Raw genomic sequence first — 12,504 nt, forward strand, 5'->3', positions numbered from 1 at the left:
TGTTGCTGACTCAGCGTTTCTCCCAGCGGCCGGCATCGAGTCGCTCCATTATTCGCTCGATGCCGCCCTCCACCCCTTTCGATATGGCCATTCCGAGCCGCTCGCCCATTGCTCGGCGCAACTCCAGGCGCATGCCGATCACGCGCGCATCCTCCATGCGTGAAACGAGATACGCCTCGCTGGTGCCCAGGGCATCGATCAGGCCCTTGTCCAGGGCATCCCGACCATACCAGGTCTCGCCGGTAGCGACCCCCTCGATATCCAGCTGAGGGCGGCGCTCGGCAACATGCGACTTGAATAGCGCATGGATGTTTTCCAGGTCCGCCTTGAATTTCTCCCTCCCCTCTTGGGTATTTTCGCCGAAGACCGTCAGGGTTCGCTTGTACTCGCCGGCGGTCAGCAGTTCGACATCGATATCGTGCCGCTTGAGCAGCCGATGCAGGTTCGGCAGCTGTGCCACCACACCGATAGAACCCAGGACCGCAAAGGGAGCAGCGCGCAGCTGGTCGGCGGCACAGGCCATGAGGTATCCCCCGCTGGCAGCCACCTTGTCGACACAGACGGTGGTCGTCAGGCCGGCATCCCGTAGCCGATCCATCTGGGCCGCGGCAAGGCCATAGGCGTGCACCAGCCCGCCGGGTGATTCAAGGCGTACCACCACCTCGTCGCCTTCCGAGGCGGCGGCAATGACGGCCGATATCTCCTCGGCCAGCCGCCCCACCCCCGATGCCTTGATGTCGCCGCGAAAATCCAGTACCCAGACCGTCTGTCGTGGCTCACCCGGCGCCTTGCGCCCCTGGCGTCCCTGTTCCTTGTCATCCCGCCGAAACGCCTTGAGCAGTCGCTTGCGAGCACCCGGCTCGCTGGCGGCAAGGGTCAGCCGTCGCCGCCGGTACTCATGTCGATGGTTGAGCTCCTCGATACGCATGCGCAGACGGTCGCCACCTTCGCTCCTGGCCCGGGCGACGATGATCACCACGATTCCCACCAGTAGTATCAAGACCGTCAGCTGGGCCGTGAAGCGCCCGATATCCATCAGCCACTCGTTCACGTTGCTTTCTCCGCTTCCTGGTTGGACGACTTATCCTGACGCCGCCTGACGCCCGGTACAATGCCCTTGATTAAAACAGTTGTTTAAAATACCCTCATCAGAAGTGCCCGACCCTCCCTTGATCCCCAGACAGAGGAAGCCCTCGCATGTCCAGTAACGCGTTCGACAAACTGCAAGACCGTTTCGACCCTCAGGCCGCCAAGGGCATGGATGACGTCTTCCAGTTTCACTTCAGCGACAATGGCAGCCATTACCTGGTCATCAAGGATGGCAACCTCGCCATTGAAGAGGGTGAGCACGACGACCCCTCGGTCAGCCTGAGCATGAGTACCGATACCCTGAAGGGTGTGATGAACGGAGAGATCAATGGCATGACCGCCTTCATGACCGGCAAGCTCAAGGCGACCGGTAACGTCATGCTGGCGACGAAGCTGACGAGCCTGTTCCCGGCACGTTGATCCGATGCTACATGGCAAGCCGACGTGGGCCGCCGTTAGACGGCCCACCCTGCATTCAACAGGGGCTGCCCTTCACTTCGGCGAGATGCGTCTCGATCAGGGCGCGTGAAATGGAATAGGGCGGCGGCAGCTGCGGCAGCCGCTGCGGCATGAACCAGGCAGCATCGGCTATCTCGACACCGTCGATACGGATACGCCGGCTGGCGGCTTCGGCAAAGAAACCCAGCATCAGCGCATGGGGAAACGGCCAGGCCTGGCTGCGGTAGTAGCGTATCCGCCCGACCGTCAGCCCCACTTCCTCGAAGATTTCTCGATGCACGGCCTCCTCGGCAGACTCACCCGGCTCGATGAAACCGGCCAGTGTAGAGAAGCGACCAGGCGGGAAGCGAGGGCTCCTGGCCAATAGCATGGCGTTGCCATGCGTCACCAGCGTGATGATGCAGGGGGATATCCTGGGGTAGTTACGCAGGCCGCAGGCGTCGCAGTGCATGGCAAACTCGCCATCCAGTCGTATCGAACCGGCCCCACAGCGACCACAGTAGCGATGGTCACGAAGCCAGGCCGAAACCTGCAGGGCCGTGGAAACCAGCGGAAACCAGGATTCGGGTAACCTGGCCAGCCAACTCCTGCCATCCGGCCAGTCACCACCACCATGCGCTTCCACTGCCAGCGCCACCGGCTCGTCGTGCCAGTAGCATAGCGGCTGCATCTCCGCCGTCCATGCCTGCTCGGGCTGAAGAGGCGTGGCATCCGGCCCGGGCGCGATGCGGCCGGCGGCAATCCGAATCACCCGGCCACTGGCCGCTTCCAGAGGGAGTTCGCGGCGCAACATCAGTTCGGCTTTACTGCCAGCTCACTCGCCACAGCAAGGGCATCCCAATGGCAGGAACCCGATGCCTGACGGATCTGGTCGAGCTTCGCCTGGTGGGCAATCAGCTCTTCCGCAGCGGGGGGCAAGACGTTCAAGCTGCCCGGCGCCAACGTGAGGCGGCGAATCGACAACCCCCCGGCCATGGCGTCATCGGCACGGCGCTCTTCGGCATCCAGTGTCAGGGCCGTCTGGCCACCGGTCATGGCGAGGTAGACCTCGGCCAGGATCTCGGCATCCAGCAGGGCCCCGTGGAGTACCCGGCGGCCGTTATCGATCTCGTAGCGCTTGCACAGCGCATCGAGGTTGTTGCGCTGCCCCGGGTGACGGTCGCGGGCCAGTCGCAGGGTGTCCAGGATGGAGCAATGCTCCGCCACCGGGCCCAGGCGTGGCTCGCGGCGCTGGGCATGAAGCAGCATGAATTCGTGGTCGATGAACCCCACATCGAAGGCCGCGTTGTGGATCACCAGCTCTGCACCGCGAATGAAGTCCCAGAATGCATCGGCAATCTCGGCGAAGACCGGCTTGTCGTTCAGGTCGTCGTTGGTAATACCGTGCACGGCGATGGCTTCGGCTTCGATCTCCCGCTGCGGGTTGATGTACTGATGGTAGGTTTGGCCGGTAAGGCGGCGATTGACCAGCTCCACGCCGCCGATCTCTATCAGCCGATGGCCTTCCTTGGGATCGATACCGGTTGTTTCCGTATCCAGAACAATCTGACGCATGACACTTGGCTCACGATTATTTGATGACGACGTCTGGCTTGGCGCGATGGGCATCGATGGCGGCGTTGGCCAACGCATCGGCACGTTCGTTACCCGGATGGCCACTATGGCCCTTCACCCAGTGCCACTGCACCTGGTGCCGGTTGGCCTCCTCCAGCAGCTCTCTCCATAGCTCGGCATTCTTGACCGGCTGGCGGTTTGCTGTCTTCCAGCCACGCTTCATCCAGCCGTGGATCCACTCGGTTATACCCTTGCGCAGGTACTCGGAGTCGGTCCAGAGGTCTATCCGACATGGCTGCTTGAGCTCACGCAGCGACATGATGGCCGCCATCAGCTCCATCCGATTATTGGTGGTGTTCGCTTCGAAACCATTGAGGGTCTTTTCGTGTCGACCGCTGGTCAGTATTGCCCCCCAGCCGCCCGGCCCCGGGTTCCCACGGCATGCCCCATCGGTGAATATGGTGACGCTGGGTAACGACTTGCCCTGTTCGTTATCACTCAACCTCTGCGGTCCTCTTGCTGGAATCTTCCACTACGGGACGCCCGATCCGGGAAGCATGGCCCAGTGAATTGCCTCCCAGCGCGCCACCAAGTCGGAGACGGGGGCGCTGAATCTGGGCCAGTTTCGTTCGGCGTCGCGCGCGTATGATGTAGCTGTCCCCAAACGGCACGTTATGACGTCGCCCCAGGGTCTCCAGCGTCGCGTTACCCGGCATGCTGCCAGGCAGATGAAAGCCGCAGTAGTCTACCCGCTCGACTCGGAAATCCACAAACGCCAGCCAGTCGCGCAATTTGGCCGGCGTCCGCCATTGCCCACGCCACGGTAGCCGACGCCGACGCCCCGGCGAGATGCGTGTCAACCCGGCCACCCCCAGCGGGGCCCAACCGAATATGATCAAGCAGCCGTCATCGCCGGTGAGCCGAGCGGCCTCCTGCAAGAGTCGGTGAGGATTCGGCACGATTTCCAGCAGGTGATGAATGATCACCAACTGCAGGCTCTCATCGGGTAACGCCAGCGCATCGGGTGGACAGACCAGGGTAGACGGCTGCTCGGCCAGTTCGGCGGTCGGCGCCCAGCGCATGCTGTGATGAATGGGCGACATGTCGGTCAGAGTGGGCCCCATGCCGAGCTCCAGGCTGTGGAGCCCATGCAAACGCTCACAGACAGGTCCCAGGCAGGCACGTTCGGCACGCCAGTGAGCGACGCCATCGGGGCTTGACCAGTAGCGGCGCCCTTCGCGGAACAGTTGAGCCAGAGCCAACAAATCCTGTGAGTTTGACATTGACTACAACACCCTCCATTATCACCGGTTTTGCAGGCAATTTATAGCAAAATGGCAGCGTTTGGCCGCCATGGCAATGGCTCTCGGCTTTAGCGCGCATCGGTCGGTCGTGTCTGGAAACCATGTACACGCATCGATAGTGCGGCTTGCGAGAACAAGGCTCCGCGCCCTGCAACACACCGGTTGACGACGCGACGAGGACGTTAGGCCTATGCTGAGCGTGACACCGATTCCCGCATTTGGCGACAACTATATATGGCTAATGCGCCAGGACACGAGCCCCGATGTCTGCATCGTGGACCCCGGCGATGCCAGCCCGGTCATTCAGGCATTGGAGCGGGACAAGCTGAATCTCGCCCACGTTCTCATCACCCATCATCATCATGACCACGTCGGCGGCCTTGCCGAACTGATCGAACGATACTCACCCCACGTTATCGGCCCCCGCAACCCCCAGATAGCAGGTATCGATGAGCGTGTCGGCGAAGGCGACACCTGCCGTGTCATGGGACGCCTTTTCGACGTCATCGAGGTACCGGGACACACCCTGGACCATATCGCCTTCTTCACCCCGGGTATCCCCCCCCTGCTGTTCTGTGGCGACACCCTGTTCTCGGCCGGCTGTGGCCGGCTGTTCGAAGGCACTCCGGAACAGATGTACCAGGCACTACAGGCGCTCGCCAGGCTGCCCGACGACACCCTGGTCTTCGCCGCACACGAATATACCCAAGCCAATCTGACATTTGCCACAGCCGCCGACCCGAACAATCCAGACGTGGCCATGGCGCTCGAGGAGACCCGGCGCGCAAGGGATCTCGATCGGCCGACTCTGCCCAGCAGCCTGGGGCGCGAGAAGCGGATCAACCCCTTCCTGCGCTGCGCCGATCCCGAGGTGCGTGCCGCCGCTTCACAGCATGGCAATACCGATACCGACCAGGCCACCTTCGCCACCCTGCGAGCCTGGAAAGATACATTCTGATTTTCGACGCATCCCATGGAAGCCTGGCGGCCCCCCGTCACGCCGCCTCAGCGACCTGAAGGAGAACGCATGACCTACCATACCGCTCGACGAAGAGCCTTGGGCCTCGTCAGCAGCCTTGCCCTGTTCGGAGCCTTGGCTACCGGCGCACATAGTCAGGCTGCCCCCCACCCCGGAGCCAGCAATGCGTTCTCGACGACGCATTTCTGGGACGATCTGCAACTGGATTATCTTCCCGGCGACACCTGGGAGCGGTTGCGTGACAACCTGCAATGGCAGGATCGTAGCCACGATGCGCGCGTCCAGCACTGGATCGAGTACTATCGGGGCAACCCGTCCAACGTGGTCGAGATCATCGAGCGGGCTCGCCCCTGGATGGCCTGGATAAACGAGAAAGTGGAAACACGTGGTCTGCCTGGCGAAATTGCACTGATCCCTTTCGTGGAGAGCTCCTTCGATCCCACGGCACGGAGTCATCGCGGCGCCGCCGGGCTCTGGCAGTTCATGCCAGGTACCGGAGATGCCCTGGGCCTTAGCCGCCTCAATGGCTACGACGGTCGACTCGATGTCGTGGCTTCGACCGAGGCTGCCCTGGATTATATCGAGCTGCAGGCAGAACAGTGGTATGAGGGTGACCTCGAGCTCTCTCTCGCCGCCTACAATGCCGGAGCCGGCACCGTAAACCGCGCGCGACATGCCGCCTCCGCCCGTGGCGAGCCAACGGACTACTGGCATCTCCAGTTGCCCAACGAAACCATGCAATACCTGCCAAAGCTCAATGCCATCGCTGCCATCATCGCCGACCCCGAGGCCCACGGTGTCGAATTACCGGAAATCGACGATGCACCGACCTTCGCCAAGGTAACGGTGGAGGCGCCAATCAACCTTGCTCAACTGGCCACCGTCTCGGGCATGGACCAGGCCGAACTGTCGGCACTCAATCCCGGCCTGACCAATGGCAGCGCTCATCCCGCCACGGCCGAAGTGGTGCTGGTGCCGATCGAGCATGAAGACGCGGTCCTTGCCCACCTCACGGCCCCGCTACCGCCGGGCCCCGGCACTGGTGCGGAGCAGTATGTGGTTGTCCGAGGCGACAGCCTGTCGTCCATTGCCGCCCTGCACGGCAGCAGCGTGGAAGAGATACGCCAGCAAAACGGACTCAACGGGGACGTCATCCACGAGGGGCAACGGCTGGACATTCCCCGGCGCAGCCTGGCCGCACGTTGACAGCCAGGAGCCTGTCGGACTTAACGCTGATCTACTGCGAGACCCGGTCTTTCGGCCAATTTCATTCGATCTGATTCGTTAAATAGCGGGCTATTCGCCTCATCAGATCGATAAACTTGTCTCGAAATCCAAATCTCTCGTGACGATCGGTCATATCCGACAGGCTCCTAGCGTCATGAAATTCGACAGGATAGGTTTACAAGCAACGGAAGGCCTGACACCTTAAGGCGGCACCCCTGCCTGCCAGGGCATGTTTCAGCAAGGATGTCATCGATGCGGTTCGTCATACGTTGCCTCTTCTTGATTGCCCTGGCCACGGGCTGGGTTTCGTCGACAATCGCCGACGAGCACGAAGCGATTCCTACCGTTCATGGCCTCGCTCTCTACGACGAGCCGGCCTTGAGTGAAGGCTTTGATCACTTCCCCTACGTCAATCCGGCTGCCCCCAAGGGGGGCAGCCTGACCCGTGCCGCCGTGGGCAGCAGCTTCGATTCCACCAACCCCTTCATCATCCGTGGCACACCCGCTATCGGCATCGGTGAAATCTACGACACCCTACTGGTGGAAAACGTCGATGAGCCTTTCAGCGTTTACGGCCTGCTGGCCGAAGGCATGCGCCTCGACCCCGACCGGTTCTGGATCGAGTTCGACCTTCGGCCCGAGGCACGCTTCCACGATGGCGAGCCCGTCACCGCCGAGGACGTAGTCTTCAGCTTCAATCTGCTGGTGGAGGAAGGCAACCCGTTCTACCGCGGCTACTACGCCGATGTGGAGAGTGTCGAAGCGCTGGAGCGCCATACCGTCCGCTTCGAGTTCGCCACCAACCACTCCCGCGAGCTGCCCTTGATCGTGGGCCAGTTGCCGATCCTGCCGAAGCACTACTGGCAGGAGCACGACTTCAGCGCACCGACCCTGGCACGCCATCCCGGCTCCGGCCCCTATCGCCTCGCCGAGGTGGAACCTGGCCGCCGCATCGTCTATGAGCGAGTGCCGGACTACTGGGGCGCCGAACTGCCCGTGAATCGTGGACGCCACAATATCGACCGGCTCATCTACGATTACTATCGAGACCGCGATATCGCCTGGGAGGCATTCAAGGCCGGCGTCATGGACTATCGCACCGATGCTCGTGCCGCCACCTGGGCCATCGGTTACGACTTCCCCGCCTACAACGACGGCCTGGTGAAGCGGATCACCGTGCCGGACGGGCAGCCGTCACGCATGCAGGCCTTTGTCTTCAACCTGCGAGAGGATAAATTCCAGGACGTTCGCGTACGCGAGGCGCTCAATCTCACCTTCGACTTCCCATGGCTCAACGCCAACCTCTTTTACGACTCCTACAGCCAGACAGAGAGTTACTTTCAGAACTCCGAGATGGCGGCCGAAGGGCTGCCGACAGAGCCGGAGCTCGCCCTGCTCGAACCGCACCGTGACGCCTTGCCCGAGCGGGTCTTCGACAGTGCGTTACCTATCGATCACCCGACTGATCTGCGCGAGCGCCTGCGACTGGCCTACGAACTGCTGCTGGAGGCGGGCTATGAGGTCCGGGATGGTGTCCTGGTAGACGGTGACCGCGGACATCCGTTATCCGTCGAGGTCATGCTGTTCGACAGCGGCCTGGAACGAGTCGTGCAACCCATGCTGCGCAACATGTCACGCCTCGGCATTCAGGGCAGCCTGCGCATCGTCGATATCAACCAGTACCTCAACCGCCTGAGAAGCTTCGACTTCGAGATCATCACCGGTCAGTTTCCCCAGTCAAACAACCCCGGCAACGAACAGCGCGAATTCTGGACCAGCGACTTCGCTGAGAGCCCCCAGAGCCGCAACCTGATGGGGTTGAAGGATCCGGTGGTCGATGAACTGGTCGAGCGCCTGATACGGGCCGACAGCCGGCGTGAGCTCAATACAGCCGCTCGCGCGCTGGACCGGGTGCTGAGGTGGAACTTCATTACCATCCCCCATTACCATTCCGGCGAGACGCGAATTGCCGTCTGGGACAAGTTCGGTTATCCCGAGCCTTTCCCCGAGTACGGGTTCGACCTGTCGGCCTGGTGGGTCGACATCGAGCGAGAAGACGAGATCAACCGTCGTCTTCGCCGCCGATAGACCGTGCGGGTACCTCTGTTAATGCTGCTTTCACAAGGATGACCCCATCGTGAGCCGCTACATCCTGCGCCGACTGCTGCTGATGATTCCTACCCTCATTGGAATCATGCTGCTCAACTTCATCATCGTCCAGGCTGCCCCTGGCGGCCCCATCGACCAGATGATGGCGCGATTCGAAGGCATGGACGCCATGTCCAGTACCCGACTCGATGCCGGCGGCGGCGACGTTGTCGTCCGGGACGAATCCCGCGGCGCTCGCGGCGTGGACCCACGTTTCATCGAACAGCTCGAGCAGCAGTTCGGCTTTGACAAGCCGGCCCATATCCGCTTCTTCGGCATGATGCGCGACTATGCCACCTTTGATTTCGGCAACAGCTTCTTCCGTGATCGACCGGTGGTCGAACTGATGATCGAGCGATTGCCGGTGTCGATATCGCTTGGCCTCTGGACCACTCTGCTCGTGTATCTGATATCGATTCCGCTGGGCATCCGCAAGGCGCTACATCATGGCTCACGGTTCGATGTCTGGACCTCCGGGCTGGTGATCGTGGGCTATGCGATCCCCGGCTTCCTTTTCGCCATCCTGCTCATCGTGCTGTTCGCTGGGGGCAGTTACTGGGACTTTTTCCCACTTCGCGGACTCACCTCGCCGGATTTTCACGAACTCTCCACCTGGGGCAAGATCAAGGATTACTTCTGGCACATCACCCTGCCGGTAGTGGCCATGACCATCGGCAGCTTTGCCACCCTGACCATGCTGACCAAGAACAGCTTCCTCGACGAAATTCACAAGCAGTATGTGCTCACCGCCCGCGCCAAGGGCGCCAGTGACCGTCGGACGCTCTATGGCCACGTGTTCCGCAATGCCATGCTGATCATCATCGCCGGCCTGCCCGGGGCACTGATCACGATCTTCTTCACCGGCTCGCTCTTGATCGAAGTGATCTTCTCACTAGAGGGCCTGGGGCTGCTGGGGTTCGAGGCGGTGATGCAGCGCGACTATCCGGTGATCTTCGGCACGCTTTTCCTCTACACCCTGATCGGGTTGATTCTGAAACTGGTTTCCGACCTCACCTATGTCTGGGTGGATCCACGTATCGATTTCGAGACTCGGGAGTCCTGAGCCAATGGCCTTTGCGTTCACCTCCAAGCTCTCCCCCATCGCCCGTCGACGCATCAGCGTCTTCCGCCAGAATCGCCGGGCGCGGGTGTCGCTATGGATCTTCCTGGTCCTGTTTGGCGTGAGCCTCGTCGCCGAACTGATCGCCAACGACAAACCCATCGTGATGCAATTCGATGGGCAGTGGTATGCGCCCCTGCTGGTGGAATATCCCGAGACCGAGTTCGGCGGGTTCCTGCCGACACGAACCGATTACCACGACCCGTTCATACAGGCGCAGATCGAGGACCATGGTTGGGCGCTCTGGCCACCGATCCCCTTCTCCTACCAGACCCTGGACATGCAGATGATGCGCCCCTCGCCATCCCCGCCAGACAGGCGTCACTGGCTGGGTACCGATGACCAGGGGCGCGACGTCCTGGCCCGTGTCATCTACGGCTTCCGATTGTCTGTGTTCTTCGCTCTGGTGCTGACTGCCGGCTCGCTGGTGATGGGCGTGCTCATCGGTGGCATACAGGGCTATTTCGGCGGCAAGACCGATCTGGTAGGACAGCGCCTGACCGAGATCTGGTCGGGACTGCCGGTACTGTTTCTCTTGATTATCCTCGCCAGCCTCGTGCAACCGGGCTTCTGGTGGCTGCTGGGTATCATGCTGCTCTTCTCCTGGCTGGGCCTGGTGGACGTAGTGCGCGCCGAGTTCCTGCGGGCACGAAACCTGGAGTATGTGCGCGCCGCCAAGGCCATGGGCCTACCCTCGCGCCTGATCATGTGGCGTCACGTCCTGCCCAATGCCATGGTGGCGACACTTACCTTTATTCCCTTCCTGTTCACCGGTGCCATCACCACGCTGACGGCACTGGACTTCCTCGGCTTCGGCCTGCCACCCGGCTCACCGTCGCTGGGAGAACTTGTCGCCCAGGGCAAGAACAACCTGCATGCACCCTGGCTAGGCATTACCGCCTTTATCAGCCTGTCGCTGATGCTGTCGCTGCTCGTGTTCATCGGCGAGGGACTGCGTGATGCATTCGACCCGCGACACATTCAGCACGCCCAGAGTGCCACTCCCCTGACCAGGACCCAGCCCAATGCCTGAATCGCATTCACGAGACCTGCTGCGTTTGGATAAGCTGAGCATCGCGTTCGACGGCGTTCCGGTATTGCAGGAGCTCACCCTCGAGGTGCGACGCGGCGAGACACTTGCTCTGGTGGGCGAATCCGGCTCCGGCAAGTCGGTGGCAGCGCTGGGCACCATGAACCTGCTACCCGATAACGCTAGCGTGGAGGGTGGCCGCTGGCTGGGCAAGACTGACCTGACCAGCCTCAGGAAGCGTGACTGGCAGGGGCTGCGTGGAGGACGTGTCGGATTCATTTTTCAGGAACCCATGACCTCGCTCAATCCGCTGCACACCGTGGCCAAGCAGATCGGAGAGACACTGCGGTTGCACCAGGGGCTTTCGGGCCGTGCGGCACGCGAGCGCACGCGTACACTGCTGGAGCAGGTGAAACTGCCACGCCCCGATGAGCTGCTGGACGCCTGGCCGCACCAGCTCTCCGGCGGCCAGCGCCAGCGCGTGATGATCGCCATGGCAATTGCCAACGATCCCGAACTGCTGATCGCCGACGAGCCCACCACCGCACTGGATGTCACCGTTCAGCAGGAAATTCTTGCCCTGCTCGCCGAGCTTCGCGACCGCCACGGCATGGGCATGCTCTTCATCACCCACGACCTCAACCTGGTTCGCCGGCATGCCGACCGGGTTTGTGTACTCTACAATGGCCGCGAGCAGGAAACCGGGCCGGTTTCCGAAGTCTTCCACTCACCCCGCAGCGACTATACCCGGACCCTGCTGGAGGCCGAACCCACGGGGCACCCCGTGCCAGTATCCGCCGTCGCGCCGCTGCTACGGGCCAGAGGCGTGTCAGTCAGCTTCCAGCGACCAAAACGACTGTTCGCCAAGCGTCCGCCACCCTTCGAAGCGGTCAAACCGATAGACCTTCACATCGCCCCCGGCGAAACCCTGGGCGTCGTCGGTGAATCAGGCTCGGGCAAGACCACCCTGGCCATGGCCCTCCTGCGACTCACGCCCTGTGACGGCGAGATCGATTTCGGCGGCGAACGTCTCCATCGATTGAGCGGCAACGCGCTTCGCAAGCGGCGGCGTCGCTTCCAGGTCGTCTTTCAGGACCCCTATGGATCGCTATCGCCTCGCCTGCCAGTCTCGGAAATCGTCAGCGAAGGACTGCGCTTTCACTATCCCAAGCTTGCGGAGAACGAAGTGCTGCAACGGGTTCAGGCCACGCTGCAGGAAGTTGGCCTGCCGGCCGACTGTGCCGCGCGCTATCCCCATGAGTTCTCGGGAGGCCAGCGACAGCGCATTGCCGTGGCTCGAGCGCTCATCCTCGAACCCGAGCTGGTGATACTGGACGAACCGACCTCGGCCCTCGACCGCACCGTACAGAAACAGCTCGTGGAATTGCTTCGCGACCTGCAGGCTCGTCGCGGTCTGAGCTACCTCTTCATCAGCCATGACCTTGCCGTGGTACGTGCGATGGCGCACCGCGTGATGGTACTGAAAGAGGGTGAGCTGATAGAGGAAGGTAACTGCCTGGATGTGCTCCAGAACCCGGGCAGCGACTACACACGCGCACTGGTCAAGGCAGCAGGGCTTCGGCCCGACACCTGA

The 12,504-nt window shown here is 61.9% G+C and carries 12 protein-coding genes; 7 read left to right on the forward strand and 5 right to left on the reverse strand.

Annotated elements, in window-relative coordinates; all coding sequences use genetic code 11:
• Positions 1–10: 10 nt before the first annotated feature.
• A complete protein-coding gene (gene sohB / locus DU505_RS17230) occupies positions 11–1,051 on the reverse strand; it encodes a protease SohB (protein ID WP_114480221.1) in 1,041 nt (346 codons plus the stop codon).
• A gap of 146 nt (positions 1,052–1,197) precedes the next feature.
• Here sohB and DU505_RS17235 point away from each other — a divergent pair, with 146 nt between their 5' ends.
• Positions 1,198–1,509: an SCP2 sterol-binding domain-containing protein gene (locus DU505_RS17235; RefSeq protein WP_114480222.1), complete on the forward strand. Its 312-nt coding sequence runs from the start codon at positions 1,198–1,200 to the stop codon at positions 1,507–1,509.
• A 55-nt stretch (positions 1,510–1,564) separates the two neighbouring features.
• On the opposite strand, the gene nudC is transcribed toward DU505_RS17235, so the two are convergent.
• From nudC to DU505_RS17255, 4 genes are read right to left on the reverse strand one after another with little or no spacing between them, the layout of a single operon-like run.
• Positions 1,565–2,341, reverse strand: a complete 777-nt coding sequence (gene nudC / locus DU505_RS17240; protein ID WP_114480223.1) for an NAD(+) diphosphatase — start codon at positions 2,339–2,341, stop codon at positions 1,565–1,567.
• Entirely contained in the window at positions 2,341–3,102 is a 762-nt protein-coding gene (gene dnaQ / locus DU505_RS17245) for a DNA polymerase III subunit epsilon (RefSeq protein ID WP_114480224.1), read from the reverse strand. The genes nudC and dnaQ overlap by 1 nt, the downstream gene beginning before the upstream one ends.
• A gap of 16 nt (positions 3,103–3,118) precedes the next feature.
• A complete protein-coding gene (gene rnhA / locus DU505_RS17250) occupies positions 3,119–3,604 on the reverse strand; it encodes a ribonuclease HI (protein ID WP_114480225.1) in 486 nt (161 codons plus the stop codon).
• Positions 3,597–4,385 carry a methyltransferase domain-containing protein gene (locus tag DU505_RS17255; RefSeq protein WP_114480226.1) on the reverse strand — a complete coding sequence of 263 codons (789 nt, stop codon included), beginning with the start codon at positions 4,383–4,385 and terminating at the stop codon, positions 3,597–3,599. Before DU505_RS17255 ends, rnhA begins: the two co-directional genes overlap by 8 nt.
• A gap of 211 nt (positions 4,386–4,596) precedes the next feature.
• On the opposite strand from DU505_RS17255, the gene gloB reads away from it, so the two are divergent.
• From gloB to DU505_RS17285, 6 genes are all read left to right on the forward strand, one after another.
• Complete coding sequence (gene gloB / locus DU505_RS17260; protein ID WP_114480227.1) at positions 4,597–5,364, forward strand: hydroxyacylglutathione hydrolase; 768 nt, start codon at positions 4,597–4,599, stop codon at positions 5,362–5,364.
• A 69-nt stretch (positions 5,365–5,433) separates the two neighbouring features.
• A complete protein-coding gene (locus DU505_RS17265; RefSeq protein ID WP_114480228.1) occupies positions 5,434–6,591 on the forward strand; it encodes a transglycosylase SLT domain-containing protein in 1,158 nt (385 codons plus the stop codon).
• Between the two features lie 273 nt (positions 6,592–6,864).
• Entirely contained in the window at positions 6,865–8,700 is a 1,836-nt protein-coding gene (locus DU505_RS17270) for an extracellular solute-binding protein (RefSeq protein WP_114480229.1), read from the forward strand.
• 49 nt (positions 8,701–8,749) lie between these two features.
• Positions 8,750–9,823, forward strand: a complete 1,074-nt coding sequence (locus DU505_RS17275; protein WP_114480230.1) for a microcin C ABC transporter permease YejB — start codon at positions 8,750–8,752, stop codon at positions 9,821–9,823.
• A gap of 4 nt (positions 9,824–9,827) precedes the next feature.
• Positions 9,828–10,913 carry an ABC transporter permease gene (locus DU505_RS17280; RefSeq protein WP_114480231.1) on the forward strand — a complete coding sequence of 362 codons (1,086 nt, stop codon included), beginning with the start codon at positions 9,828–9,830 and terminating at the stop codon, positions 10,911–10,913.
• The gene (locus DU505_RS17285) at positions 10,906–12,504 is read left to right on the forward strand and encodes an ABC transporter ATP-binding protein (RefSeq protein ID WP_114480232.1); all 1,599 of its coding nucleotides are present in this window, start codon (positions 10,906–10,908) and stop codon (positions 12,502–12,504) included. Before DU505_RS17280 ends, DU505_RS17285 begins: the two co-directional genes overlap by 8 nt.

The sequence above is a fragment of the Billgrantia montanilacus genome (genome assembly GCF_003336675.1).
GTDB lineage: Bacteria > Pseudomonadota > Gammaproteobacteria > Pseudomonadales > Halomonadaceae > Halomonas > Halomonas montanilacus.

Excerpts from the sequence above, each read along its gene's own strand:
- DU505_RS17235 (WP_114480222.1), top strand. The coding sequence starts at position 1,198 with ATGTCCAGTAACGCGTTCGACAAACTGCAAGACCGTTTCGACCCTCAG.
- nudC (WP_114480223.1), bottom strand. The coding sequence starts at position 2,341 with ATGTTGCGCCGCGAACTCCCTCTGGAAGCGGCCAGTGGCCGGGTGATT.
- dnaQ (WP_114480224.1), bottom strand. The coding sequence starts at position 3,102 with ATGCGTCAGATTGTTCTGGATACGGAAACAACCGGTATCGATCCCAAG.
- DU505_RS17255 (WP_114480226.1), bottom strand. The coding sequence starts at position 4,385 with ATGTCAAACTCACAGGATTTGTTGGCTCTGGCTCAACTGTTCCGCGAA.
- gloB (WP_114480227.1), top strand. The coding sequence starts at position 4,597 with ATGCTGAGCGTGACACCGATTCCCGCATTTGGCGACAACTATATATGG.
- DU505_RS17265 (WP_114480228.1), top strand. The coding sequence starts at position 5,434 with ATGACCTACCATACCGCTCGACGAAGAGCCTTGGGCCTCGTCAGCAGC.
- DU505_RS17270 (WP_114480229.1), top strand. The coding sequence starts at position 6,865 with ATGCGGTTCGTCATACGTTGCCTCTTCTTGATTGCCCTGGCCACGGGC.
- DU505_RS17280 (WP_114480231.1), top strand. The coding sequence starts at position 9,828 with ATGGCCTTTGCGTTCACCTCCAAGCTCTCCCCCATCGCCCGTCGACGC.
- DU505_RS17285 (WP_114480232.1), top strand. The coding sequence starts at position 10,906 with ATGCCTGAATCGCATTCACGAGACCTGCTGCGTTTGGATAAGCTGAGC.